At 62.9% G+C, this 24,869-nt stretch carries 20 protein-coding genes; 9 read left to right on the top strand and 11 right to left on the bottom strand.

Translation table 11 applies throughout. The features are described from left to right. Positions 1-83: 83 nt before the first annotated feature. Both AB8A33_RS24860 and AB8A33_RS24855 read right to left on the bottom strand, forming a co-directional pair. Entirely contained in the window at positions 84-1,760 is a 1,677-nt protein-coding gene (locus AB8A33_RS24860) for an ATP-dependent DNA ligase (protein ID WP_439095207.1), read from the bottom strand. Continuing rightward, positions 1,757-2,797: a ligase-associated DNA damage response exonuclease gene (locus AB8A33_RS24855; RefSeq protein WP_439095206.1), complete on the bottom strand. Its 1,041-nt coding sequence runs from the start codon at positions 2,795-2,797 to the stop codon at positions 1,757-1,759. Before AB8A33_RS24855 ends, AB8A33_RS24860 begins: the two co-directional genes overlap by 4 nt. Before the next feature lie 74 nt (positions 2,798-2,871). Between AB8A33_RS24855 and AB8A33_RS24850 the strand changes: the two genes are divergently transcribed. Beyond that, on the top strand, positions 2,872-3,804 hold the full coding sequence (locus tag AB8A33_RS24850) for a methyltransferase domain-containing protein (RefSeq protein ID WP_439095204.1): 933 nt from the start codon (positions 2,872-2,874) through the stop codon (positions 3,802-3,804). 188 nt (positions 3,805-3,992) lie between these two features. On the opposite strand, the gene AB8A33_RS24845 is transcribed toward AB8A33_RS24850, so the two are convergent. Continuing rightward, a complete protein-coding gene (locus AB8A33_RS24845) occupies positions 3,993-5,399 on the bottom strand; it encodes an outer membrane protein (protein WP_439095203.1) in 1,407 nt (468 codons plus the stop codon). A gap of 197 nt (positions 5,400-5,596) precedes the next feature. Next, positions 5,597-6,949: an outer membrane protein gene (locus tag AB8A33_RS24840; protein ID WP_439095201.1), complete on the bottom strand. Its 1,353-nt coding sequence runs from the start codon at positions 6,947-6,949 to the stop codon at positions 5,597-5,599. Positions 6,950-7,296: 347 nt separating this feature from the next. On the opposite strand from AB8A33_RS24840, the gene AB8A33_RS24835 reads away from it, so the two are divergent. From AB8A33_RS24835 to pdeM, 3 genes are all read left to right on the top strand, one after another. Next, positions 7,297-8,517: an ABC transporter substrate-binding protein gene (locus AB8A33_RS24835; RefSeq protein WP_439095200.1), complete on the top strand. Its 1,221-nt coding sequence runs from the start codon at positions 7,297-7,299 to the stop codon at positions 8,515-8,517. Positions 8,518-8,703: 186 nt separating this feature from the next. Further along, the gene (locus tag AB8A33_RS24830; protein WP_439095198.1) at positions 8,704-11,433 is read left to right on the top strand and encodes a ligase-associated DNA damage response DEXH box helicase; all 2,730 of its coding nucleotides are present in this window, start codon (positions 8,704-8,706) and stop codon (positions 11,431-11,433) included. Positions 11,434-11,471: 38 nt separating this feature from the next. Continuing rightward, on the top strand, positions 11,472-12,164 hold the full coding sequence (gene pdeM / locus AB8A33_RS24825; protein WP_439095196.1) for a ligase-associated DNA damage response endonuclease PdeM: 693 nt from the start codon (positions 11,472-11,474) through the stop codon (positions 12,162-12,164). Positions 12,165-12,188: 24 nt separating this feature from the next. Here the strand turns inward: pdeM and AB8A33_RS24820 are convergent, their stop codons facing one another. Next, positions 12,189-12,722, bottom strand: a complete 534-nt coding sequence (locus tag AB8A33_RS24820) for an ureidoglycolate lyase (RefSeq protein WP_439095195.1) — start codon at positions 12,720-12,722, stop codon at positions 12,189-12,191. Positions 12,723-12,802: 80 nt separating this feature from the next. After that, the gene (locus AB8A33_RS24815) at positions 12,803-13,666 is read right to left on the bottom strand and encodes a LysR substrate-binding domain-containing protein (RefSeq protein ID WP_116664696.1); all 864 of its coding nucleotides are present in this window, start codon (positions 13,664-13,666) and stop codon (positions 12,803-12,805) included. A gap of 94 nt (positions 13,667-13,760) precedes the next feature. Here AB8A33_RS24815 and AB8A33_RS24810 point away from each other — a divergent pair, with 94 nt between their 5' ends. The 3 genes from AB8A33_RS24810 to AB8A33_RS24800 are packed head-to-tail and all read left to right on the top strand — an operon-like array spanning position 13,761 to position 16,836. Next, complete coding sequence (locus AB8A33_RS24810; protein WP_439095193.1) at positions 13,761-14,687, top strand: DMT family transporter; 927 nt, start codon at positions 13,761-13,763, stop codon at positions 14,685-14,687. A 3-nt stretch (positions 14,688-14,690) separates the two neighbouring features. Continuing rightward, positions 14,691-15,473: an MBL fold metallo-hydrolase gene (locus AB8A33_RS24805; RefSeq protein WP_439095191.1), complete on the top strand. Its 783-nt coding sequence runs from the start codon at positions 14,691-14,693 to the stop codon at positions 15,471-15,473. 55 nt (positions 15,474-15,528) lie between these two features. Then, positions 15,529-16,836 carry an NRAMP family divalent metal transporter gene (locus tag AB8A33_RS24800; protein WP_439095189.1) on the top strand — a complete coding sequence of 436 codons (1,308 nt, stop codon included), beginning with the start codon at positions 15,529-15,531 and terminating at the stop codon, positions 16,834-16,836. On the opposite strand, the gene AB8A33_RS24795 is transcribed toward AB8A33_RS24800, so the two are convergent. From AB8A33_RS24795 to AB8A33_RS24775, 5 genes are all read right to left on the bottom strand, one after another. Further along, a complete protein-coding gene (locus tag AB8A33_RS24795; RefSeq protein ID WP_068737508.1) occupies positions 16,833-17,606 on the bottom strand; it encodes a TIGR02186 family protein in 774 nt (257 codons plus the stop codon). The two genes, AB8A33_RS24800 and AB8A33_RS24795, sit on opposite strands and share 4 nt — an antisense overlap. Next, positions 17,603-18,532: a sulfite exporter TauE/SafE family protein gene (locus AB8A33_RS24790; RefSeq protein ID WP_439086751.1), complete on the bottom strand. Its 930-nt coding sequence runs from the start codon at positions 18,530-18,532 to the stop codon at positions 17,603-17,605. The genes AB8A33_RS24795 and AB8A33_RS24790 overlap by 4 nt, the downstream gene beginning before the upstream one ends. Before the next feature lie 215 nt (positions 18,533-18,747). Beyond that, on the bottom strand, positions 18,748-19,569 hold the full coding sequence (locus AB8A33_RS24785) for a hypothetical protein (RefSeq protein WP_439095187.1): 822 nt from the start codon (positions 19,567-19,569) through the stop codon (positions 18,748-18,750). A 109-nt stretch (positions 19,570-19,678) separates the two neighbouring features. Continuing rightward, positions 19,679-23,089: a hypothetical protein gene (locus AB8A33_RS24780; protein ID WP_439095186.1), complete on the bottom strand. Its 3,411-nt coding sequence runs from the start codon at positions 23,087-23,089 to the stop codon at positions 19,679-19,681. A 227-nt stretch (positions 23,090-23,316) separates the two neighbouring features. Further along, entirely contained in the window at positions 23,317-23,868 is a 552-nt protein-coding gene (locus AB8A33_RS24775; protein WP_439095185.1) for a TetR/AcrR family transcriptional regulator, read from the bottom strand. Positions 23,869-23,934: 66 nt separating this feature from the next. Between AB8A33_RS24775 and AB8A33_RS24770 the strand changes: the two genes are divergently transcribed. Further along, positions 23,935-24,333 (top strand): hypothetical protein, encoded by a 399-nt coding sequence (locus AB8A33_RS24770; protein ID WP_439095183.1) that lies wholly within the window; start codon positions 23,935-23,937, stop codon positions 24,331-24,333. Positions 24,334-24,417: 84 nt separating this feature from the next. Next, the gene (locus AB8A33_RS24765; protein WP_068732577.1) at positions 24,418-24,804 is read left to right on the top strand and encodes a nuclear transport factor 2 family protein; all 387 of its coding nucleotides are present in this window, start codon (positions 24,418-24,420) and stop codon (positions 24,802-24,804) included. Positions 24,805-24,869 lie beyond the last annotated feature (65 nt).

Below are 24,869 nucleotides of genomic sequence, written 5' to 3'. Positions count from 1 at the left end.
GGTCTCCTGCGCGCAAATCGCGCGCTGATCATAGGTGGTCCCACGCAAATGGGGAACCCGGCTCGTTCGTCAAGTATGGGCCGTCAAGGCGTCGCAGGCTCGGGCGGCGCAATTGTGGTCTCCGCCTTCAGCATGCGCTCAAGCGTCTCCAGCCGGTCGGCCTCACGTGGCGGCTTGTCCCAGCGCAGTCGGCTGATGCGGGGAAACCGCATTGCGACCCCCGACTTATGCCGGGGCGAGCGCGCCAGCCCTTCAAAGGCGACTTCTAGCACCAGCCCCTTGTCGGGCTCGTGGGTGACGTGGCGGACCGGCCCGAATTTCTCAGTGGTATTGCGGCGAACGAAGCGGTCGATTTGCAGCAGCTCCTCGTCGGTGAAGCCGAAATAGGCTTTGCCGACCGGCACCAGCTGGTCGCCGCTCTCGCCTGCGGTCCAGACACCGAAGGTGTAATCCGAATAATAGGACGAGCGCTTGCCGTGGCCGCGCTGCGCATACATCAGCACCGCGTCGATCATGTGCGGGTCGCGCTTCCATTTCCACCATTGGCCCTTCGGACGGCCGGGCAGATAGGCAGAATCGCGCCGCTTCAGCATCACGCCTTCGACGGCGTCGGCATCTTCGCCGGCTCCGGCACTGACAGGATCGGCACGTGCTGCGGTGAGGGCATCCCATGTTGCGAACGGGATCTGGTCGGACAGATCGATCCTGTCGTCATCGAGTTCTGCGATGAATCTTTCCAGTTTGGTTCGTCGCTGTTCGAATGGCAGTTCGCGCAAATCCGTCTCGCCATCGCTGAGCAGGTCATAGGCGCGCAGATGAATGGGATATTCCTTCATCAGCTTCGGCGTCACGCTTTTCCGGTTCAGGCGTTGTTGCAGCACGTTGAATGACTGCACGCGTCCCTCGCGCAGGACCAGCAACTCGCCATCGATCGCGCCGGGCAATCGCAGCGACGGCGTGAGGTCGGGGAAGCTTCCTGTGATGTCCTCGCCGGTGCGCGAATAGAGCCGCGTGACGATCCTGTCGTCATCGCCTTTGCCGCTGACCGCCTGAATCCGGATGCCATCCCATTTCCACTCCGCGACGAAATCCGCAGCATCGAGATTGGCGAAGTCGGACTCTTCGATGGCATGCGCGAGCATCACCGGGCGGAACGGTGCAGGATCGCGATTGACCGGCTTCTCCGCGCGACCTTCGAGCCAGGCAAACAGCTCGCCATAGGGCGGCGCGAGGCCGGGCCAGATCAGCTCGACGTCATGCGGGTCCTTGTCGCCGAGCGCCGCGGCGGCGGTCTTGGCCAGCCGCGCCGAAACACCGATGCGCATCGCGCCGGTGACGAGCTTCAGCAATGCCCAGCGCCCGGTCTCGTCGAGTTCATCGAGCCAGCGTGTGAGCTGCGCGGGTAGCTCGGATTTGCCGAGCGTGCGCAGTGTGGTGACGACTTCGGTCAGCGTGGGTGGCGGCGGGTTGTTGTGGGCGATTTCTGGAGACTTCGGCCACATCAGCGCGACCGTTTCCGAGAGATCGCCGACATAGTCATAGGAGAGCTCAAACAGCACCGGATCCGTGCGCGATGCGATGAGGTCGCGGATCAATCCAGCTTTAGCATGCTTGAACGACAGCGCACCTGTCAGTGCCGCCAGCGCGTAGCCACGGTCGGGATCTGGCACTTCGCGAAAATAGCCCGTGATCAGCCGCAGCTTGTTGTTGCGGCCGGGTTCATAGGCCAGGCGATCGAGCAGTTCGGCGAAGCGGTTCATGCCTCGGCGCTTTCGCCGGGTGGAAGTGTCTCTTCTTCCTCTTCGTCGCCATAGCCGACCAGCGCAAGAGGCCGCGCGGTCAGGCCTTGGCTCTGGCACCAGTGCACCAGCGCATCTTCCTGGCCGTGGGTAACCCAGATTTCGCCGGCACCGGTCGCGCCGATAGTGGCGCATAATCCATCCCAGTCGGCGTGATCCGAAATCACCAGCGGCAGCTCGACGCCGCGCTGCCGCGCACGGGCACGCACGCGCATCCAGCCGGACGCAAAGGCCGTGACGGGATCAGGAAAACGCCGCGTCCACACATCCGATGTGGCCGATGGCGGCGCCAGCGTGATGGTGCCGGCGAGATCGGCTTTCCTGACGCCCTTCACCGGGCGCAAGTCGCCGAGATCGATGCCGCGGCTTTGATAATAGTGTGTGATCTTCTCCATCGCGCCATGCAGATAGATCGGCGCGTCATAACCGGCCTGACGGATCAGCTTGATGACCCGCTGCGCCTTTCCCAGCGAATAGGCGCCGACCAGATGCGCTCGCTCCGGAAACAGCGCGACCGAGGCCAACAGCTTCTTCACCTCGTCGGCGGCATTGCCATGACGAAATACCGGAAGCCCGAATGTCGCTTCGGTGATGAACACGTCGCAGGGCACCACCTCGAACGGCGTGCAGGTTGGGTCATAGGCGTCCTTGTAATCGCCGGAGGCGACGATGCAGATGTCCTTGCAGGTCACCGCCATCTGCGCCGAGCCGAGCACATGGCCGGCGGGATGGCAGGACACCGTGACGTCGCCGAGCTTCATCGTCTCGCCATAGGCAATGGCCTGCGTGCTGCCGGCGAAATTGTCGCCATAGCGCAGCCGCATCATGTCGAGGGTCTCTTGCGTCGCCAGCACCGCGCCATGGCCGGGGCGGGCATGGTCGGAATGGCCGTGGGTGATCACGGCGCGCTCGACCGGTCTGACCGGGTCGATATGGAAGCCGCCCGGTTTGCAGCAAAGGCCGGCGGGAACCGGGATAAGGATGTCTAGCGGACGCATCTCGGTTATATAGGTCCGCCTTGGGTTGGTTCGAGTCATCCTGCGAACGCCCCGCCCTCCGATCGGTTCCCATCATGCCCGCGCGCTTGTTCATGTCATCCGGCGATATGAACGCCGACCGGCGTTTCGACTATGCGCGCGACCTGCAGGTGCAGGGCGATCTGGTGGCGGCCGCCGATCTGTTTGAGCAGGCCACTGATCTGGCGCCGGGCTTTGCCACCGCATGGTTCGTGCTCGGGGAGGTCCGGGAGCAGCTGGGTGACACCGCCGCCGCCATCGCCGCGTTTCGCCGCGCGCAGGCCAGCGATCCCGATGATCGCAACGGTGCTGGTCTGCGGTTGATGCGGCTCGGCGCTGACGATCTCTCGGCCATGCCGGCGACCTATGTGACGGCGCTGTTCGATCAATACGCGCCCAAGTTCGACGCCGCTCTGGTCGATACGCTCGGTTATCGCGGACCGGCGGTTCTGTTGGGCGCCGTGCGTGCCGTATGCGCTGCGACGGATAGGGCGATGCTCTTTCCCCGCGCCATCGATCTCGGTTGCGGCACCGGGCTGGCGGCCGCCGCTTTTGCCGCCTGCACCGGCGCCATCATCGGCATCGACCTGTCGCCGCGCATGATCGAGCGCGCTTATGCCACCGGACTTTACGCCGAGCTTGAAGTGGCCGAGATCGTCGAGGGTTTGTGCCGCCGGTCAGATAGCAGTGTCGAACTGGTCATCGCAGCAGACGTGCTGATCTATTTGCACGACCTTGCGCCGGTTTTGCGAGAAGCTACGCGCGTGCTGGCCCCAGACGGGCTGCTCGCCTTCACGGCCGAGACCCATGAGGGCGACGGTGTCGCTCTTGGCGCGGGCTTGCGTTATGCGCAGAGCGATGATCATCTGCGCGGCCTGATCGCAGCTGCCGGCCTGGCGCTCATTCATCTTGAACACGTTTCGTCTCGTATGGAACGCGGCGTTGCCGCACCAGGACTCGTGGCCGTCGCGATCAAGCGTCGGCTTTAACGCCGTCGGGGTCAGCCAGGGCAAGTTTGCTGGCGCAATCCAGAAATCGAAACGAAGAGACGGTCGCTTCGTTGCAAGGGCTCCTTGCAATGACGGCCGGGTAATAACGTCTGTGAGCGCCAAGCGTCCTACCAATAAAAACCCCGGCCGCGAGGCCGGGGTTTTGCGTTTCAGCAATGTCACCAGGATCAGTACTTCGCAACGACCGGGCTGTTGAAGTGATAGTTCAGCCCGGTGCGGAAGATGTGTTCGGTGACCGCGGTCGTGACGGTCGTGGTGTTGACGAGGTTTGAGGTCGAACCAAGGTCGACATAGAGATATTCCGTCTTCGAGGTCCAGCTCGGGCCGAACAGGCCGAGCAGGGTGAACGGCGTCTCGATGCCGGCGCCCGCGGTCCAGCCGCTCAGGGTTGTCGAAGCATTGAGTACCTGGGCGCCGTCTTCGCGGATCTTGGTCTTCACGCCACCGTAAGCGTAACCGCCCGTGGCATAAAACAGCGTTGAGCCGATCGAATAACCGAGGCGACCACGAACGGTGCCGAACCAGGGCAGCTTAGCATCGAACGGGACGTCGCCGAGGCCAATGGCCGTCTTGTTGTCGCGCTGGTTGGAGGCCTGGATGTCGGTTTCCAGACCGTAGACCCAGTTCGCCATCTGCCAGTTGTAACCGAGCTGTACGCCGCCGTTGATGCCATCGGGAGCGAGGTTGAAGGCGTCGTATGAGGGAAAGTCGCCAAGGCCGTCGCCGGCTTTGGAGACCGTGGTGCGGTCGCGTCCGATGCCGGAGCCGACATTGCCGCCGAGATACCAACCGGTCCAGTTCGCTGTGGGCGCCGGCACATAGGCGCTGTTGTTGCCACCGATGCGATAGTTCAGGCCGACGCGAAACAGATTCTCGCGCACTTCTGTGGTGGTGGTCTGAGGGAAGGTGCCGAGCACCATCACCTGGTCGGTCTTGTTGCCGAGGTTGAGATAGAGGTATTCGATCTTGCCGGTCCAGTTGCCGCCGAGAGATGCCTCGACGCCGCTGCCGACGGTCCAGCCGCTTTGGACGCGGCTCGTAGCCAAGGCAGGAAAGCCCAGGGAGGTGGTGATGGTGGTGACGTTGCCATAGGCATAGCCGCCGGTCACATAGCTGAGCACCGGACCCGTTGCGAGACCAACGCGGCCGCGCACCGTGCCAAACCAATCGATTTTCTGGCTGTAGGTGTCCTGCGGCGCCAGCGGAAAGGCGCCGTTGTTCAGCAACGGATAGCTGTCCTTCAACTCGCCGCCCTGAATATCGGCTTCGACGCCGTAGACCAGCGGGCCGAACATCGAACCGGTTTGCCAGTTGTAGCCGATCTGGCCGCCGCCGAATCCACCGGCGGGCTGCAGATAGGTCGAGGTGGCTGAGCCCGGAGTGATGGGGTCGTTGTTTTGCAGTCGATCCCGGCCGACGCCGTAGCCCGCATTCACGCCCATGTAGAAGCCAGTCCAGTCGTAAACCGTTGTTACCGGAACCTTGTAGTAGGGCGCCTTCGCGGCCATGTCGGCGGCTTGCGCACCGGCGGTCAGAGCGAGCAGCGCCGCGGCGGAGAGGCGAAGGGTTTTCATAATGGGTTCCAGTTCAGGTTTCTGGTCGAACTATGAAGGGGTAACAGAGTGCTGTCAGCAGCCGTGCGATCAGAAATTGCGGTATTTGGATATTGGGTTCCTTGTGGTTAATTTTCTCGGAACAGCGTTGTTCAGGACGCAAACAAAAACCCCGGCCGCGAGGCCGGGGTTTTCGATTTTAGCGGATGTCGCTGAGATCAATACTTCGCAACGACCGGGCTGTTGAAGTGGTAATTCAGGCCGGTGCGGAAGATGTGCTCGGTGACCTTGCTCTCGTTGGTCACGCCGGGAGCGACCAGATCCGTGGATTTGCCAAGATCGACATAGAGATATTCGGTCTTGCTGGTCCACTGCGGTCCAAACAGGCCGAGCAGCTTGAACGGGGTTTCGAGGCCAGCGCCGGCGGTCCAGCCGGTCTTGGTGCTGGACAGGTCAGCAACCTGAACGCCGTTGTTGAAGATCTTGTTCTTCACGCCGCCGTAAGCGAAGCCGCCGGTTGCGTAGAACAGGCTGGAGCCGACTGAGTAACCGACGCGACCGCGAACGGTGCCGAACCAGGGCAGCTTGGACTCGTAGCCAATGGTTCCGAGGCCAACGACGGTCTTGTTGTCGCGCTGGCTGGACGCCTGGATATCGGTTTCAAGACCGTAAACCCAGTTCGAAGCCTGCCAGTTGTAACCGATCTGACCGCCACCATTGATGCCGTCCGGATTCAGGCTGAACTGCTCCAGGGGAGCAATAGGAGCTCCTGTCAGAGTCGTGCGGTTGCGGCCGGTGCCGGAACCGACGTTGCCGCCGAGATACCAGCCGGTCCAGTTAGCCGCAGCCACCGGGGTGTAAGCGCTGTTGCCACCGATGCGGTAGTTCAGGCCGACACGGAAGAGGTTTTCACGGATTTCGTTATTGGTGAACTGGCCAGCGAACGGCGCGCCGAAGGCGTTCGTCTTGTTGCCGAGGTTCAGATAGAGATATTCGATCTTGCCGGTCCAGTTGCCGCCCAGCGCGGCTTCGACGCCGCTGCCGATGGTCCAGCCCGTCGCAGTGCGGTTCTCCGAGAACGCTGTCACGCCGCCTTCGGTGATCGTGCTCTTGATGTTGCCGTAAGCGAAACCGCCGGTGAAGTAGCTAAGAACCGGGCCAGTCGCGAGACCGACGCGGCCACGAACAGTACCGAACCAATCCGACTTCTGGCTGTAGATGGTTGCCGGAGCGACCGAAGCACCACCGCCCGTGAGGCCTGCGCCTTGGATGTCGGCTTCGAGGCCGTAAACGATCGGGCCGAGCAGCGAGTCGGCCTGCCAGTTGTAGCCGATCTGGCCGCCGCCGAAGCCGCCCTGCGGCGAGACGTACAGCGAGTCGCCGTTCAGATTGTGGGTGGTGCGGTCGCGACCAATGCCGACGCCGGCGTTCACGCCGATGTAGAAGCCGGTCCAGTTGTAGACCGCGACGATCGGCGCCTTGTAATAAGGGGCCTTGACGGCCAGGTCGGCAGCCTGCGCGCTCACAGCGGTTCCGAGCAGCGCGGCGCTCGCAAGAAGAATACGTTTCATGGTTCGACCCCAATTCAGAATTGAACCGCTAGAATAGGGGAGTCGGGCCATATTGGCTGTATCCGGGCGGCCACACTGTCCGACATTGCAACCGCAGAGGGCGGAGCCCAAAAAAGCCGGTTAAATAAGCGTTTAGATACCGTTGCGCGGTGCGTATTTCGTCACGTTCTGGTGCGCTGGCGGCTTGTCGATATCCCCAACCCACGGAAAACATGTCGCAACTCGCCGGGGATTGCCAACCCTGCCGCGTCCGCAGAGGATGTGGGCAAGCCCGCACAGCCGCGATCAACGCGGCGGCGGGTCATAAAACGCATCCGCACAAGCGGGTCTCAGGGAGAAAACGCCAGATGCCTTCGCGCCACAGGTCCGTCTTCAGGACCGCAACACTCGCTGCAGTTGTCTCGATACTGGCCCATTCGGCCTTCGCCGCCGACAAGAAATACGATTCGGGCGCCAGCGATACTGAAATCAAGATCGGGCAAACCATTCCGCATAGCGGCCCCGGTTCGCTCTATGGCGTGCTCGGCCGCGTCGGCGAAGCCTATTTCCAGAGCTTGAACGAGAAAGGCGGCATCAATGGCCGCAAGATCAAGTTTCTGACGATGGACGATTCCTACAGCGCGCCGAAGGCGGTCGAGGCCACGCGCCGTCTCGTTGAGCAGGAAGAAGTCCTGGCTCTGTACGGCTCGCTCGGCACAGCGCCGCAGACGGCCGTGCACAAATATCTCAATTCCAAGGGCGTGCCCCAGTTGCTGCTCAACACCGGCGCATCGAAGTGGAACGATCCGAAGAACAACAAATGGACCATGGCCGGCCTGCCGCTCTATCCGACCGAGGCGCGCATTCTCGCCAAGTATGCCGTCAGCATGAATCCGAATGCGAAAGTCGGTATCCTCTATCAAAACGATGATTTCGGTCGGGATTTCCTGGGACCGTTCAAGGATGAACTCGCGAAAGCCGGCGGCACCGCGAAGGTGATCGCCGAGGTGACCTACGATCTCACCGATCCCACGATCGACTCGCAGCTGATCAATCTCGCCAAGTCCGGTGCCGATGTTTTCTATAACATCACCACCGGCAAGGCGACGTCGCAGTCAATCCGCAAGGTGGTCGAACTCGGCTGGAAGCCGCTGCAATTGTTGTCGGCGGGCTCCACCGGTCGATCGATCCTGGAGGCGGCAGGGTTGGAGAACGCCAAGGGCATCGTCTCGATTGCCTATGGCAAGGATATCGGTTCGCCGCTCTATGCCAAGGATCCCGACATCGTGGCATTCGAAGCGCTGCGCGCGAAATATCTGCCCACGGTGTCTGCCGATAATTCGATCGCCTTCTTCGGCTATGGTCAGGCCGTGTCCATGGCGGAGATCTTGCGCCGCTGCGGCGACGAGCTTACCCATGAGAACGTACTGAAACAGGCCATCGGCCTGAACGGCTTCCGCGCTCCGCAAATGCTGCCGGGGGTGAGTTACAGCTATACCAATGACGCCTATGTTCCGATGGCGACGCTGTACACCCAGCGGTTTGACGGCAAGGACTGGATCATCTCCGACAAGTCGGTGACGCAATAAGACCAGAGGTCTCTCCATGTCATTGCGAGCCTCGGCGAAATTGGCGCAGCCAATTTCGTTCGGGCGAAGCAATCCAGTCTTCCCTTGCTGCTTTCTGGATTGCTTCGTCGCAAGGGCTTAGGGGAAAGTTGCACGACAACTTTCCTTGACCTCGCAATGACGGCCGAGAGTGCTTAGTTCTGACGCGTGCCGCCCCGTAAATCCGTCGCCAAACCCGACCTGTTGCCCGATCATTTCCTGCGCTGGTTCGCCATGCGCGGCTGGTCGCCGCGCGAACATCAATTGGCGCTGCTGCAGAGGGACGATCGCTCGGCGCTACTGATCGCGCCGACCGGCGCCGGCAAGACGCTGGCCGGTTTCCTGCCGACGCTGGTGGAATTGAGCGGCAACAAAAACGCCGCGGGGCCTGCTCCCTCCCCCCTTGTGGGGGAGGGCCGGGGAGGGGGGTCCACAAGCGTCGTCGTACCAGCGATATCCCCCTCCCGGCAGCCTGGGGCTGCCGACCTCCCCCGTAAGGGGGGAGGTAAGAAAGCAGCACCTGCGCTTGCCGGAAGCGCGCCGAGCAAGGTGATTTCCACCGGCCGCACCGTTCAGCGCACCGGTGGCTTGCACACGCTCTACATTTCCCCACTCAAAGCCCTCGCGGTCGACATCGCGCGCAATCTGGAAACGCCGATTGCGGAGATGCAGCTGCCGATCAAGGTCGAGACGCGCACCGGCGACACGCCGGTGTCGCGCCGCGCGCGGCAGCGGCGTTATCCGCCGGACATCCTGCTGACCACGCCGGAACAGCTGGCGCTGCTGCTGTCATCCGATGATGCGCCGTTTCTGTTCTCGTCACTCAAACGCGTTGTGCTCGACGAGTTGCATGCGCTGGTGACGTCGAAGCGCGGTGATCTTCTTGCGCTCGGCCTTGCGCGTCTCTGGAAGCTCGCGCCTGACATGCGCGCCATCGGCCTGTCGGCGACGGTCGCCGAGCCCGACTCGCTGGCGCGCTTCCTCGTGCCGCAGCCTGTTGGCGAAAGCGTCTCGGCCGATATCGTCGTCGCCGGCGGCGCGGCCGAGCCGGTGGTCGAAATGCTTGATACCAAGGAACGTCTGCCCTGGGCCGGGCACTCGGCGCGCCACGCGCTCGGCGAGATCTACGATCTCATCAAGGCCAACAAGACGACGCTGGTCTTCGTCAACACCCGCAGCCAGGCCGAGATGCTGTTCCAGGATCTCTGGCGCATGAACGACGATGGCCTCGCCATCGCGCTGCATCACGGCTCCCTCGACGTCGCGCAGCGCCGCAAGGTCGAGGACGCGATGTCGGCCGGGAAACTACGCGGTGTAGTCTGTACCTCGTCGCTCGATCTCGGCGTCGACTGGGGCGATGTCGATCTCGTTATCAATGTCGGCGCGCCGAAGGGCGCCTCGCGGCTGATGCAGCGGATCGGTCGCGCCAATCACCGGATCGACGAAGCTTCGCGCGCTGTGCTGGTTCCGGCCAATCGTTTTGAGGTGCTGGAATGTCGCGTCGCCATCGATGCCGTTGCCGAAAATGCACAGGACACACCGCCGTTGCGGACTGGCTCCCTCGACGTGCTGGCGCAGCACGTGCTCGGCTGCGCCTGCGGCACGCCGTTTCGCGCGGACGATCTCTATGACGAGGTGCGCTCGGCGGCGCCTTATGCCGAACTGTCGCGTGTCGATTTCGACGACACCGTGGAGTTCGTGGCGTCCGGCGGCTATGCGCTGAAAATCTACGAACGTTTCGCCCGCATCAAGCAGGATGCCTCGGGCAAATGGCGCGTCACCAATCCCAAGGTGCGCCAGATGTATCGCATGAATGTCGGCACCATCGTCGAGGAGACGATGCTGAAGGTGCGGCTGGTGCGTGGAGGCAGCGGAAAGGGCAAAAAGGGCGTCACTGGTGCGCTGGCGCGCGGGGGGCGCATGCTTGGCCAGATCGAGGAATATTTCATCGAAGGCCTCGTGGTCGGCGACACCTTCGTCTTTGGCGGGGAAGTCGTGCGCTATGAATCCCTGGTCGAGGACCAGGTCTATGTTTCGCGCGCCAACGACAAGGATGCCAAGGTGCCGTCCTATATGGGCGGCAAGTTTCCGCTCTCGACTTACCTTGCCGAACGCGTGCGAAAGCTGCTGGATGACAAACACGCCTGGAAAGGCCTGCCCGACCAGGTGCGCGAATGGTTGTCGCTGCAGGCCCATGTCTCGCATGTGCCTGGCACGCGTGAACTGATGGTCGAAACGTTTCCGCGCGCCGACAAGCATTATCTCGTCTGCTATCCCTTCGAAGGTCGCCTCGCGCATCAGACGCTGGGCATGCTGCTGACACGCCGTCTTGAACGCGCCCGCGCGCGGCCGCTGGGCTTCGTTGCCAATGAATATGCGCTGGCGATATGGGGCCTCGGCGACACATCGCACATGATCAGGCAGGGCAGGCTCGATCTCGACGCTTTGTTCGATCCCGACATGCTCGGCGACGATCTTGAAGCATGGCTCGCGGAATCGGCGCTGATGAAGCGCACGTTCCGCACCTGCGCGGTGATTTCGGGGCTGATCCACACGCGCTTCACCGGCGAGGAGAAATCGCGCCGTCAGGTGCTGTTCTCCACGGACCTGATCTACGACGTGCTGCGCAAGCATCAGCCCGATCATGTGCTGCTGCGCGCCGCGCGAGCCGATGCGGCGACGGGGTTGCTGGACATTCGGCGATTAAGCGACATGCTGACGCGGATTCAGGGCCGTATTGTTCATCGGGAACTCGACCGCGTCTCGCCGCTGGCGGTGCCGGTGATGCTGGAAATCGGCCGTGAAGCGGTATACGGCGAGGCATCGGACGAACTTCTGGCAGAAGCCGCCGAGGAACTCGTGAAGGAAGCGGCGGGATTCGAAGAGACGGGATCGTAAGGGTTTTGCGAATCTCGCATTCGTCTTAAAAGAGCACCATGCACGCTGAAACCGTCACCGCCGATATGAGCACCGTCAGCATCGCCGGCGTCACGCTGGCCGCGGACCTGTCGGGCGCCTTGTATTGGGAAGAGCAGAAACTTCTCGTGGTGTCTGATCTGCATCTCGAAAAGGGATCGAGCTATGCCAATCGCGGCGTGTTGCTGCCGCCTTACGATACGATCGCAACACTCGGCCGCCTTGGTGCGGTGATCGCGCGTCACGATCCGCGCATCGTGATTGCGCTTGGCGACAGTTTTCACGACCGTGACGCGCACGAACGGTTGTCGCCGGCCAATCGCGAGGTGCTGTCCGCATTGCAGATGCGCCGCGACTGGATCTGGATATCAGGCAATCATGATCCGGCATTGCCGCCGGATCTCGGCGGCACCGTCGCAGACGAGGTCGCCATCGGTCCGATCACCTTCCGTCATGAGCCGACAGGTGCTGCCGGCGAGATTGCCGGTCATTTGCATCCAAAGGCGCGCGTCAGCACGCGCGGTCGCGCCGTCGAACGTCGTTGCTTTGCGAGCGACGGCACCCGTGCGGTGATGCCGGCCTTCGGCGCCTATACCGGCGGGCTCAACATCCGCGACGCGGCATTCGCGCGAATCTTCCAGACCCTCGGCTTCGTTGCCCATGTGCTCGGCGACCGGCGTATGCACGCGATCGCGGCCTCGCGCTGTTGCTAGAGCAACATTTCATACATCGTCATTCTACCCGTCCAGGAGAAGGCGAACCTGCGGGATTTCCAGGATGGCAGACTCCTTTGCGGGCTGCCTGTTGACGAGATGGTCGATAAGATCCTCAGTCGTCGAGCCACGGGTCAGCATCAGGCAGGTCGCATTGTCGGCGCGCGTGGCGTGCCAAACGCCGGGACGCATGCAGATTCCGACACCGGGAGACAAACGATAAGCTCGGAGGGTCGACAAATCCGGCCGCTGGTGTGCGTCACTCAAGCAAAGGATCTGAACGATCTCTTTCGTGAGAGGTACGACCGCCTGCTGGGTCACGTGATGGACCTCGAGCTTTGAGACAAGCGGATTGTTGTCGCGATACTCGACCCACAAGACCTCGGTGTTGCCTCCCGTGCCGGGATCAAAAAAGTGTTCGTGCCAGAAATCGCTGGCCGGGCTTCGAAAACTGACCGCGTCTTTTCTTAACGGATCGGTTTTGCCGAGCACCCATCCGAAGGCCTCGAACGACGTGGGACTCAGAGGCTCGACAATAACAGCGTTGGATGTCGGCATGGAGGGCTCCTGCGGCTCGTGTCTGAAGCATGGCTTCCATGGCCTTGCAAACCGACGAGCATTTAAAAGAAAGAGCGGCCTTACGCCGCCTTCGCCTGCACCGTATCGCAGAACTCGGCGAGGTGGTCGGCAAGCCGCAGCGTTGCCGGGCTCGCGTCGGGGGCGGCCATCAGCGTCACTTCAGTCTGGTCGATCGGCGCGAAGCCTTCTTTCGCCGTCAGGATGCGATGGTCGGCCTGGATAGCCATGTCGGACAGGATACTGAGGCCAAGTCCGGCGGCGACCGCGGCCTGGATGCCGGCGAGGCCGGAGCTCGTATAGGCCATGTGCCAGCTGCGGCCTGCCGCCTCGATGGCATGGATCGCGCGGGTCCGATAAAGGCAGCCGGCGGGAAAGCCGATCAACGGGACCGACCGGATGGCGGGGTCGATCGGATGCGCCTTGCTCGTGACCCAATGGATCCGCTCAGGCCACACCGCAATGCCACCTTTCTCACCCGCGGCGCGCTTGAACAGTGCCAGGTCGAGTTCGCCGCGTTCGAGATCGCGGCGCAAATACGTGCTCTGATCGGCGCGTACGTCGAGCCGCAAACCGGGCCGCGACCGCGAAAAATTCGCCAGCAATTCGGTCAGGCGATAGGCCGCGAAATCCTCGGGGATGCCGAGCCTGACAGCGCCTTCATTGGTCGGCCGGGCCAGCACGTCACGGGCTTCCTCCGCCAGCGCCAGCAGCCGTCGCGCATAGGACAAGAGCCGCTCGCCGGCTTCGGTCGGGGTCACGTCCTTGCCGGTGCGGTTCAGCAGCGGCTGGCCGATATCCTCTTCCAGTCGCTTGATTTGCTGGCTGACGGTGGATTGGGTGCGGTGAACGCGCTCGCCGGCGCGGGTAAAGCCGCGGGCATCGACCACCGAGACGAAGCTGCGCAGGAGTTCGAGATCCAGCATCGGCTGTCCATTCGTTTTTCAACTGACAATAAGTATATCATTTAATTTCCAAATGAGAAGGCGTGCGCATAGACCAGTGGCAAAGGAGTTTCCGATGTCCCTCGCGCCGTCAGTCGCGGTCCCTCGTGCCGCCTTCAATCCGTTGCCGATCTATATCGGCATCTTCTGTCTGCTTTGGAGTTTCTCCTTCGTCGCAGGGAAGATCGCCGTCACCGATTGCCCGCCGCTCATTCTGCTCGCCGCGCGGTTCTCGATCGCGGGTGTTCTGATCCTTGGCATTTCTGCCCTGCGCCGGGATGCATGGTCGCTGTCTTGGCGCGATGTCGCGGCTTACGCCGTCATCGGCCTGGCCAATAACGCGCTGTATCTCGGCCTCGGCTATACCGGCCTGCAAACCATCTCCGCCGGTCTCGGTGGCCTGGTCGTCAGCGCAAACCCGGTGTTTACGGCTGTGTTCGCAGCGCTGTTGCTGAAGGAGCCGCTCACCGGACGCAAGGTCGCCGGGCTCTTGCTCGGCATCGCCGGCGTCGCCTCGATCGTCTGGCACCGCATATCGGTGGGCACCGACAGCGCGCAGGGCATCGTATTCACGCTGGCATCGCTCGCGTCCATCGTGACCGGGACGATCCTGTTCAAGTTGCTGGCACCGAAGGGCAGCTTGTGGCTCGGCAACGGCGTGCAGAATCTTGTGGCCGGCGTGGTGCTGATCCCGGTGGCGCTCACGTTTTCCGATATTGGCGCGATCGTGCCGAGTGCGCGATTGATCGGTTCGTTTGCATTCCTGACATTGGGCGGTTCTATCCTCGGTTATCTGCTGTGGTTTCATCTCCTGAAGACCTGCGGCGCCACCGCGGCCAGCGCCTATCACTTCCTGATGCCACCCCTCGGCATGCTGTTCGCCTGGATGGTGCTCGGCGAGCATGTCGAAAGTCGTGATCTCCTGGGGATCGTCCCGGTCGCCCTCGGTATCTATCTCGTCACCAGACCGGCCGCTTCACCAGCACCCTTGCGACAGGAGTAATTCGTGTCTCTCACCATCACCCTGATCGGTGGCCCCACCGCGCTGATTGAATTCGACGGCTTCCGGCTGCTCACTGATCCGACCTTCGATCATCCGGGCGCCTACAAGCTGCCGCATGTCACGCTGGAAAAACTCGTCGGCCCCGCGATCTCCGCTGCGCAAGTCGGCGCGGTCGATGCGGTGCTGCTCAGTCACGATCAGCACTCCGACAATCTTGATAATTCCGGGCGCGATTTCTTGCGTCACGCGCCGCGCGTGCTGACAACCATTGCGGGGGCCAAGCGCCTAGGTGGGGATGTTGAAGGTCTCGCGCCATGGGACAGCACCGAGCTTACAGGCAAGGATGGCCACTCGCTGACAATCACCGCGACGCCCGCGCGTCATGGCCCGGCCGGCATCGAGCCGCTGTCGGGCGATGTCATCGGCTTCGTGCTGAGCTCGAACGCGCCGGGGAGCAGGCCGATCTACATTACAGGCGACACCGTCTGGTTCGATGGCGTCGCCGAGGTCGCACGGCGTTTTCCGGCCGGCGTCGTGCTGCCCTTCGCCGGCGCCGCGCAAACCCGCGGGCCATTCCACCTCACGATGGACACCAACGACACGATCGAGACGGCGCGCGCGTTTCCCGATGCGACGATTGTGCCCGTCCACACCGACGGATGGGCGCATTTCAAACAAACCGCCGACGACTTGCGCGCATCCTTCGATACGCTCGGCTTCGGTGCCCGTCTGCGTATCCTCGAACCGGGTGTGCGGACCTTGATCCAGCCCATTGCCAGTTCCTGATTCGGAACGTTAGCTGCGACGGCACGTTGCCGAGCGGTGAGATGGCAGGGATCAGATGTCGGACCAGTCGAGCGAGAAGAAGTCTGATGATCAGGAGGGAGAAGCTGCTGGTCCGAAAAGTTTTCTGAAACGGCTTGGTCCTGGTCTGATCACCGGCGCTTCCGACGACGATCCTTCCGGCATCGGCACCTATAGTCAGGCGGGGGCACAACTAGGTTACGGCATCGGCTGGACCATGCTGCTGACCTTCCCTCTGATGGTCGCGATCCAGGAAATTTCCGGACGTGTCGGCAGCGTGACCGGTCGTGGCATTTCCGGCAATGTCTGTCGGCACTATCCGGCGCCGCTGCTGCATCTCATCGTGTCGCTCCTGTTCATCGCCAACACGATCAACATCGCGGCCGATCTCGGCGCGATGGCCGATGCCACCAAGCTGCTCGTTGGAGGCCACAGCATCATCTATGTCGTGTTGTTCGGCGTGCTCTCGGTGGGCGCGCAGATTTTCTTCGACTACAAGCGCTATGTCTCGGTGCTGAAATGGCTGACGCTCTGCCTGTTCTCCTATGTCGCCGCGCTTGCGGTCGTGAAGGTCGACTGGAGCGCAGCTCTCACAGGCATCCTGCTGCCGCAAATCACCTGGAGCGGCTCGTATCTCACCACCATAGTGGCCATTCTCGGGACGACGATTTCGCCCTATCTGTTCTTCTGGCAGGCCTCGCAGGAGGCGGAGGACGAACGTATCGATCCCAACAAGGCCCCGCTGATCGAGAGGCCGATTGGTGCCGCGATGGAGTTTTCGCGCATTCGCGCCGACACGATCGTCGGCATGGCATTTTCGAACCTGATCGCGCTGTCGATCATCATCACGGCTGCGGCCACGCTCAATGCTTCCGGCAAGACGGATATCGAGACCTCGGCGCAGGCGGCTGAAGCCTTGCGTCCGATCGCCGGAGTATTCGCGGAGTGGATCTTTGCGCTGGGCATCGTCGGCACCGGTCTGCTGGCGATCCCGGTGCTTGCGGGCTCCACGGCCTATGCCGTGGGCGAGGGCCAGCGTTGGCTGGTCGGTCTCGATCGCAAGCCACGCGAGGCTGTGGCGTTCTACGCGGTGCTGGCTCTGTCTGCCGTGATCGGGATCGCGCTGAATTTCACCTCGATCAACCCGATCTCGGCGCTGTACTGGAGCGCCGTCATCAACGGCGTTCTGGCAGTACCGGTGATGGTGCTGCTGATGGTGATGTCACGCCGCAAGGATGTGATGGGCGATTTTGTGATCAAGGGGCCGTTGCACTGGCTCGGTTGGCTGTCGACGGCAGCAATGGCGATCAGCGTGGTGGCGATGGTCGCCGGGATCTTTCTTTAATCCCGCCTGAACACAATCGATGCAGCCCAGCCGGACATCAGCGCCATCGCGGCGGTGAGCAGCCCGTAGATGAAACCATGATTGCGTGCGGCATTGGCGACGAACTGTTCGAAGCCAACCTTGACGATATCGAACGCCGTCTCCGCTTTCGAGATCAGTGCACCGTCGGCGAACAGTTTGATCTCGACATCGTAGGTTCCGATGGGGACTTCGGCGGGCAGCGGAATGCTGGTTCGGAACAGCGTCGGTGTCAGGAATGTCACCGCCGAGGTCTCCTCGCGATACAGTCCATGTTCCTTGCGCAGTCGCACAAAGGCGCTCCGGAACGGGTCGGTGGCCACGACGTCGGCATAGTCGGTGCCGACGCGCTGGGTCAGCAGGACGTTGTTGATTCCGAGCTGCTGGCGGCGCTGTACGTCGGCAGGCGCGATGGCGTCCATCGGACGGTTGGAAAACACGGCGAGATAGGACGGCACCTGCAGGAACTGGCGCGAATCCGTGTTGATCCAGATGCCGAAGCGGCGCTCCTTGCGCCGGGTCATGAGGTCGGTGCGCGGTCCGTTGACGGTAACGACGAGATTGTAGTTGTTGCGGCCGGGCGGTGTCTTGTCGTCTTTCTCGACAGCGCCGAACAACACCAGTTCCTCGCCGGCGTAGTTCGGCGTCACGGTCACGCGGTGGTTCGACACCGATACGATCAGTTGTTCGGCGCGGGCCGGGGCGAGCATTCCGATGCCGAGTGCGGCGATGATCGGGAGCGCGCGTATCATGGAGCGACGCCTCCGGTCTCGCGGATCGTGAACAGATCCGCTGGGCGAATGACCAGTTCCACGGCGAAGCGGACGCCGACCGCCAGGATCAGCAGGCCCAGCAACAGGCGCAAATGCTCGCCGCGAATCTTCTGCCCGGCGCGGGCGCCAAATTGTGCGCCGGTGACGCCCCCGACCATCAGGATGAGGGCCAGTACTGCATCGACCAGATGATTGGTGACGGCGTGCAGCAATGTCGCGATCACCATGGTGACCAGCGTCAGCACCATGGATGTGCCGATGACCGTCGAAGTCGGAATGCGCAGCCAGTAGATCAGGATCGGAATCAGGATAAAGCTGCCGCCGATGCCCATCACGGCGCCGATGAAGCCGATCAGGAGGCCGACAGCGATCACCGGGATCACCGAGAGATAAATCTTGGAGCGCTTGAACCTCATCTTCAGCGGCAGGCCGTGAACCCAGCTATGGCTGCCGGAGCGGCGCAAGTTCACGGGATCACCGCGCCGGATGCGCAGCAGCGCGCGCAGGCCCTCCCAGAACATCAAGCTGCCGACGGCGGTGAGCAGGATCACATAGGACAGCGAGATGGTGAGGTCGAGCTGGCCGAGATTGCGCAGCTGCGTGAATGCCCACACCCCGAGCGCCGTGCCCACCACGCCGCCGGTCAGAAGCACACTCGCAAGCGCGGGATCGATGGCGCGGCGTCGCCAGTAGGACAGCGCACCGGAGAAAGACGAGGCTGCAATGTGGCTCGCCACCGACGCGACCGACACCGCGGGAGCGATGCCGACGAAAATCAGCAGCGGCGTCATCAGGAAGCCGCCGCCGATCCCGAACATGCCGGAGACGAAGCCGACTGCAGCGCCCATCGCCAGGATGAGCAACACATTGATCGGAATGTCGGCGATCGGGAGATACAGTTGCACGCGCGTTCGCTTCGGAATTCTGGCCCTGAGTTGGGCCGAAACCGCTCACGGCGTGGTTCTGGAGGCGGCGCGGATTGCGAGCCGCGTCCCCGTCTTAGACGATATCGTCCGTTGATGGGATTAAAGAATTCGGTAAAGGCAGGGTTTTCCGCCTCTACCGATGATGCACCTTTCAAGGTGGTAAATTTTGTTGGGCGAGGCGCAGGCCGGCGGCGTCAGGACTTCATGGCCGGATCGGTAACGAGGTTCATGGCGGCGGCCTCGCTGGTGCCGAGCCAGCGGATTTTCTCGGTGGCTGACATCGCCTCGACGACCGACGAAGCCACCCCCATCTTGGTCATGTAGCTCAGCACATAGCCCATGGTGCGCTGCGCGGACGCAACAGGATCTGCCCCCGGCTTGGGCGACACGAAGCGGTGAACGCCCAGCTTTGAGCCCTCGACGCCGATGCGGGCCTTGCCGCCGGCATAGGTCATCACGCAGGCGCTGGCGCAGTAGGACGGCTTGATGCGGCCCGTCGAATCCACCGTGCCCACGGCGGTGGTCAGCCCACGAGCACGGATGATCTCGCCCATGATGATGGCCTGGCCGACGTTTCCGCCCGGAGACGACAGCAATACGGTATCGCCGGGCGTGAGTTTGGCTTCATCGAGCTTTTCGCGAAACCAGCTCGCAGTGGCCGGGCCGATCTCGCCCGTGATCGCTAGCGCCGGGCGGCCACGGCCTGAATTGTCCGGATCGAGACTTGCGACCTCCGAAGACGCCATGCTCGGCGAGACATAGAGGTCTTTCCAATAGGCCCAGGCCTCCGGTTTGGAGAGCTCCTGATAGGCCTGCGCGCCGATGCCGCCGAATATCACGACTGCGAATGCGACCGAGGGCCAGTTGAACCATTTGCTGCGCGGTGCCTCGGGCGGCGGAGGCTGCGATGGGGCAGGCGGCTCGGCGGGACGTGCGGCCCAGGGGTTGACCGTAGGGATCCCTGATGGGCGTTCCGCGTCCCCCGATGTGTCGTCGTTCCGAAAAGACAAATCCATTTCCTCGTCGTTCAGTCCGGCTCGGCGCACACTTCACCGCGTCAAGTCTGCTGAAGGTTTGTTGAGGAAATAAGACCGTCGGTTCGATCCGGCGGTCCAGAAATCTGGCTTAGCGTGCAGCCCGCTTGCCCATCGATGCTTTCGCCCCGGCCTGTGCCGGCGTGGCATCCCAACCGCCCGCGGGAGTGGCCACGTTAATGGCGTCTTCGGGCTGGCCTTCCGGCGCGAAAGTCTGGACCGCCAGCCTGGCCGCGGCCAGCGATTGCGGATCGAGGCGCTTGGCGATGTCATCGCGCTTGCGGCCGGCATCGACGTCGCCCTGGGCTGCGGCGAGGCTGAACCACTTGAAGCTCTCGGCGAGGTTCTGTTCGACGCCGATGCCGCGGGCATAGAGAATGCCGAGATTGAACTGGCTGTCGGCAACGCCGCGATCGGCGGCCTTGCGGAACCAGTACGACGCGCTCTTGTAGTTGGCGCCCTTGGTGCCGCCATCGGCATCGAGCACGGCGAGATTGTGCATCGCCTTGGCGTTACCACGGTCGGCGGCGAGCACGTAATAGCGGCGGGCGACGTCGAGATCCTTCTTCGCGCCAAGGCCCTTCTCGAACAGTGCGCCCAGGCGGAACATGGCCGGCACGACATTGGCCTGCGCCGCGCGGTCATACCACTTGGCAGCTTCGTCGTAGTTCTGCGCCACGCCCTTGCCCTCGGCGTAGCGGACGCCGATTTCGAACGCGGCCGAGGCGTCGCCCTTAAGCGCCGCGTTGCGCAACGTGGTGCTGCCGATGGTCTCGGGCAGACGCTCGCCGGCGGGGATCGAGGCTGTGGTGATCTTCTGGCCACTGGATGGCAGCACCGGCCCGGCGGCGCCGGCCTGCGGCGCGGCAATGCTGCCGGTCACATCGGGCGACACATATGGCACAGGCGCAGCCTGTGGTACCGGCTGAGGCGCAGGCTCGACGGTGGCGGGCGGTGGGGCGATCAGCGACTGCTTGCCGATCGGGGTCGGCGATGTCATCGACGGCGTGGCCGGCGCGGGTGCAGCAGGCTTGCTCTGGATTTCGGCCGGCTCAGGCGCGTTCAGCTGCAGCGGCGGTGCCGAGTGAATATTCTCGGCCACCGGCGCCGGCGAGCCACTGTCCAGCAGCGTCATCGCCATCTTGAACGAGCCGAGCACGATCACGACCACGCTGGCGCCGACCAGCAGCGAGCGGATCTTCGAGCCGATCGTGGAGGACGACTTTTCGCTATCGGGAAGCTGCGGCCCGAGTTTGGTGGCCTTCGATTTGTCGGTCCTGGATTTGTCAGACCTGGACTTGTCGTTGCCGGTTGCGGCGGCGGCCTGTGCGGCGCGACGTGCGGCAGCAATGAAACTCGACGCGGTGGCCTGTTCGGGGGCATCGATGGCGATTTCGCTGATCGCGTCTTCCGACGCGGCGATGCGTTCAGATGGCGATGCGCCGCGGCCCTGCGGACGCGTGCCGGGTTCGAGCGGATGATCCGGAGGCAAAGCCGGGTCAACCATCGGGCGCGGCGAGGAACGCTCGGCAGCGGATGCAGACTGCGCGACCGGCTTTGGCGCGGGCGGTGGATCGAGAATGTCGCTGATCGCCTTCGGCATCGGGAAGGCCGATGCCGGTTCGTGCGAGATCGCAGTCGCGGCGAAGTCGCGCGGTGCGGCATCGAAATGCACCTGCGGCGGACGCACCTCGACCTGCGACGGTGCAGCCTGTGGCTTCACCGGATTGGGCATCTGCGGACGCGGTGGAGCCGGCACCGAAACGGCTGGTGCACTCGCCGGGCGCGGGGTCGGAGCGGGCGTTGCAACGGGCGCGGATTGCTTGGCAGGCGCGGCGCTGACCGCGCGCAGATCGCCCTCGATCCTTGCGAGGCGATCGACCACATGGCCGAGCGTGGAGTGCACGACCTCAAGCGAATCCTGCGTGTGGCGGTCGGTTTCCGACTGGCTGAAGCGCATGTCGGACAATTCGCGCTTGATCGTGTCGACCAGCCCGGGATCGACCGATGGCGCCTTGCTGCGGGGATCGTCCAGCCCGGCGAACATCGACTGCTGGCGTTCGAGATGGCGCAGGATGTCCTGCAGCCCGTCCTCGACGCGGCCGAGATTGTTGCCGCGCGTATCGGTGATGCTCTCCATCCGCTCGAGCAGATAGGAGACGCGCTGTTCGAGATGCGCGAAGGCCGACGACGAGTCATTGCCCACCGGCATATGGTCGAGACGCTCCGACAGTGTCCGCAATGCGGTTTCCAGATGATCGGAACTGGCCATGACAGCCGGGCGCTCGCGATTTTCCAGCGCTGCCGTCAGCGTCATGATGCGCGCCTCGAGCGCGGCAAAGGAATCGCTGTTGTCGGCGCGTGCGAGCTGATCGACCTTCGACGACAGCGTCTGCAGGTCGTCGCTGAGACGGCCGAGCGCTTCGTTGGAAGCGACGTTGGAAACGATGGCGCGTAGCGCGGCGATCGCGCCCTGTAGCTGCTCCATGGTGCCGGGATCGTTGCTCGAGCGCACGATCAAGTCGATCTTGCCGCCGAGATTGCGGATCGCCTCGTCGAAGCCTGCAAGCTGTTCGGCCGGCGTCAGCGTGGTCAGCGTCTTGTGGATGTCGGCCAGTGCGCGTTCGAGATTGGCCAGCACGTCGCCGTCGATGCCGCTGTGGCGGGTGTCGTCGATGCGGCGGCCGAGTTCACGGATCTCGTTCTCGATTGATTCAATCGCGCGACGCGGCATCGCTTCGGTGATGACGTTGCGGATGTCGGCAAGTTCGCCGCGGAACGCCGCGATCGACTGCTCGATATTATTGTCCGGGCGCTGCAGCGCATCGATCTTGGTCGTGATCTGGAACAGCTGGCGTTCCAGGCCAGACATGTCCGGCATGAAGCTCTGCGGCGGCGCGGCAGGTTGTGCGTAAGGCGGCTGTACAAATGACGGTGCAATCGGCGGCGCGCTGCGCGGGGCCATGCGCGGCGTGCCGTCGAGCTCACCCTGGCGGGCGGCAATCTCGGCGATGGCGAAGTCCAGCGAGAACGGATCGATCGGCGGTGAGGCGCTATAGACCTGATTGGCGGCACGCTCGACCATATCGATACGCGGCTGCTGTGGCGGCATATGGGGCTGGCGGTGAGTGGGCTCGCTGATCTGCGACAGGCGCGCATCGAGCCGTGAAATCGCATCGTTGAGCTGGCGCGCAACGCCCGGCTCGCTGTTGCGCTGTGCAGGCTTCGAGAACAGTTCGATCTGCCGGGCAATGGCGTCGAGCCGCTCGTGGATTTCGACGACATCGGCAGCGTCGCGCTGCGGCAGCGCCGCACGCGGGGTGAGGGGGCGTTCCTGGTCGCGCGGGCGTGCGTTGGGCGAGTTGTAGCGCGGGGGGGCTTCGCCGATGGTCGAGTTCAGCCAGTCGCCGAGCGACATGCCGGCACGGCGCGCCGCAGCTTCGGCCCGCTCGCGGACCGATGGCTCAATCCCGTCAACACTCCACGATACGCGCGAATTCATGCTTTGGTCCGGTTCCGAGCTTGACGCCCACCAGCGCCTGCAGCCTCCCCCGCGCGTCCCATTGTGAAGACAATCGTAACGTGCGCGGGTCGTCTGCCTCTGATCCGGACTTTTCAGGGTTAGGGTAAATAACGGGTTAAGGATCGGGCTCGGCCAGCCTTAAAAGTTAACTCGCTGATACACTTGCGCCGATTTGCAGGTAGGATCGGATGTCTCTGGCTTCGGCGTCAGCGCGTAAACAGCGCACTCAAATCGTCGACATCCAGTTCGGTGATGGCGCTGTGGCGCGGGTCCATCACCGCCGACTGGCCGATATAGGCCCAATAGAGAAACTCGGCCCGCGGCAGCGCCCGCTGGCTTTCGACCCCGGCTTCGATCAGCCATTTTGCCATGTAGCCAACGCGTCGGGCATCGACCGAAGCGACCATTTTGGCGACGTCTGCGTCGGTCGAGGCCATCGCACGGATCGCGCGGTCCAGGCTGCGATCTTCGTTGAAGGCGAGCTTCATCAGGTGGGTCAGACGTGCGGCTCCCACGATCGACGCATCGATCCCCTCGATCACCTGATCTGTCGTCCGCTCTTGCCAACGCTGCAGAAGCTGTAGCCGAAACTCGGATATATCCTTGAAATGCCAATAGAAACTTCCCCGTGACACGTTCAGCCCGGTTGCCAGTGCGCCGACCTTCAACGCGTCGGCGCCCTGCCGCGCGAGGATTCTCAGCCCGTGGTCGAGCCAGGCCGAGCGCGTCAGGCGGTCCTTGGTCAGTTGGTCATCCATTCCCCGACCATACACATGTGTATTGACGAAATCCACGCTCTGGCGTTAACGTCCATGCAGAGGTGTATGGAGATGGTCTGGCAGAATACAGCGCTCGGCGTGGCGGGGGTGATCGGGGCCGGTGTAGCTGTGTTCCACGGCATTCTGATTCAGCGCCTCATGGTCAGGCCATTCGAGGCGATTGCGATGGCGGACAGGCGCTTTTCCGGCACAACGCGACGCCTGGTGGCTCCGCTGCTGCATTTTAGTACGGTTGTCTGGTTTCTTGGCGGAATAGCGTTGGTTATCGCCGCCAATGTGTTGGACCGTGATGCCCGGCTCGCGATCAGCCTGCTGGTCGGTGGCACTTATTTGTTTGGGGCCGTGTTCAATTTCTGGGCGACGCACGGCCGTCATCCAGGCTGGATGCTGATGGCGGCGGCGGTCGCGCTGATCGCGTTCGGCACGATTACATCAGGTGTTTGAGGTGAACATGCCATCCGCAAACCGTTGCCTTCTGTCCCGCATCCACTTCTCGCAATTGTCACTTGCCTCGTGCGGAGATCGCAAATGAGTATGACCGGCCTCGATAGATGGTACAGCTTCATGCGGTCTCATGACCGGGCGATGCTGTGGGACCTGCTGCATCCGGATGCCGTGTTCGAAAGCCCGGTCGTGCATGCGCCGCAGCGGGGCCGTGAGATCGTGTTCAAGTATCTGACGACTGCAGAGAAAGTGCTGGGTGGCCCCGGCTTCGCTTACAAAGGCGAATGGCGCAGCGACAACGGCGCGGTGCTCGAATTCGAGAACGAGATCGAAGGCATCAAAATCAATGGCGTCGACATGATCACCTTCGCCGATGATGGGCGCATTACCCACTTCAAGGTGATGGTCAGGCCGCTCAAGGCCATCAACCTTTTGCACCGGTTGATGGGCGAGGAATTGGCGCGGCAATGAGCCGCCAGCTGCTTGCTTCATCTCCGATAACAATTGCGTAAATCTGACACGGCGGCGCCGTATCA

Origin of the sequence: Tardiphaga sp. 813_E8_N1_3 (assembly GCF_051811025.1) — a bacterium.
Classification (GTDB): Bacteria; Pseudomonadota; Alphaproteobacteria; order Rhizobiales; family Xanthobacteraceae; genus Tardiphaga.
The sequence above is the reverse complement of the archived record's forward strand: the minus strand, read 5'-3'. Positions and strand labels throughout refer to the sequence as shown.

Coding starts and splice junctions, on each gene's coding strand:
- AB8A33_RS24860 (WP_439095207.1), bottom strand. CDS start 1,760: ATGAACCGCTTCGCCGAACTGCTCGATCGCCTGGCCTATGAACCCGGC.
- AB8A33_RS24855 (WP_439095206.1), bottom strand. CDS start 2,797: ATGCGTCCGCTAGACATCCTTATCCCGGTTCCCGCCGGCCTTTGCTGC.
- AB8A33_RS24850 (WP_439095204.1), top strand. CDS start 2,872: ATGCCCGCGCGCTTGTTCATGTCATCCGGCGATATGAACGCCGACCGG.
- AB8A33_RS24845 (WP_439095203.1), bottom strand. CDS start 5,399: ATGAAAACCCTTCGCCTCTCCGCCGCGGCGCTGCTCGCTCTGACCGCC.
- AB8A33_RS24840 (WP_439095201.1), bottom strand. CDS start 6,949: ATGAAACGTATTCTTCTTGCGAGCGCCGCGCTGCTCGGAACCGCTGTG.
- AB8A33_RS24835 (WP_439095200.1), top strand. CDS start 7,297: ATGCCTTCGCGCCACAGGTCCGTCTTCAGGACCGCAACACTCGCTGCA.
- pdeM (WP_439095196.1), top strand. CDS start 11,472: ATGCACGCTGAAACCGTCACCGCCGATATGAGCACCGTCAGCATCGCC.
- AB8A33_RS24820 (WP_439095195.1), bottom strand. CDS start 12,722: ATGCCGACATCCAACGCTGTTATTGTCGAGCCTCTGAGTCCCACGTCG.
- AB8A33_RS24815 (WP_116664696.1), bottom strand. CDS start 13,666: ATGCTGGATCTCGAACTCCTGCGCAGCTTCGTCTCGGTGGTCGATGCC.
- AB8A33_RS24810 (WP_439095193.1), top strand. CDS start 13,761: ATGTCCCTCGCGCCGTCAGTCGCGGTCCCTCGTGCCGCCTTCAATCCG.
- AB8A33_RS24800 (WP_439095189.1), top strand. CDS start 15,529: ATGTCGGACCAGTCGAGCGAGAAGAAGTCTGATGATCAGGAGGGAGAA.
- AB8A33_RS24795 (WP_068737508.1), bottom strand. CDS start 17,606: ATGATACGCGCGCTCCCGATCATCGCCGCACTCGGCATCGGAATGCTC.
- AB8A33_RS24785 (WP_439095187.1), bottom strand. CDS start 19,569: ATGGATTTGTCTTTTCGGAACGACGACACATCGGGGGACGCGGAACGC.
- AB8A33_RS24780 (WP_439095186.1), bottom strand. CDS start 23,089: ATGAATTCGCGCGTATCGTGGAGTGTTGACGGGATTGAGCCATCGGTC.
- AB8A33_RS24775 (WP_439095185.1), bottom strand. CDS start 23,868: ATGGATGACCAACTGACCAAGGACCGCCTGACGCGCTCGGCCTGGCTC.
- AB8A33_RS24770 (WP_439095183.1), top strand. CDS start 23,935: ATGGAGATGGTCTGGCAGAATACAGCGCTCGGCGTGGCGGGGGTGATC.
- AB8A33_RS24765 (WP_068732577.1), top strand. CDS start 24,418: ATGAGTATGACCGGCCTCGATAGATGGTACAGCTTCATGCGGTCTCAT.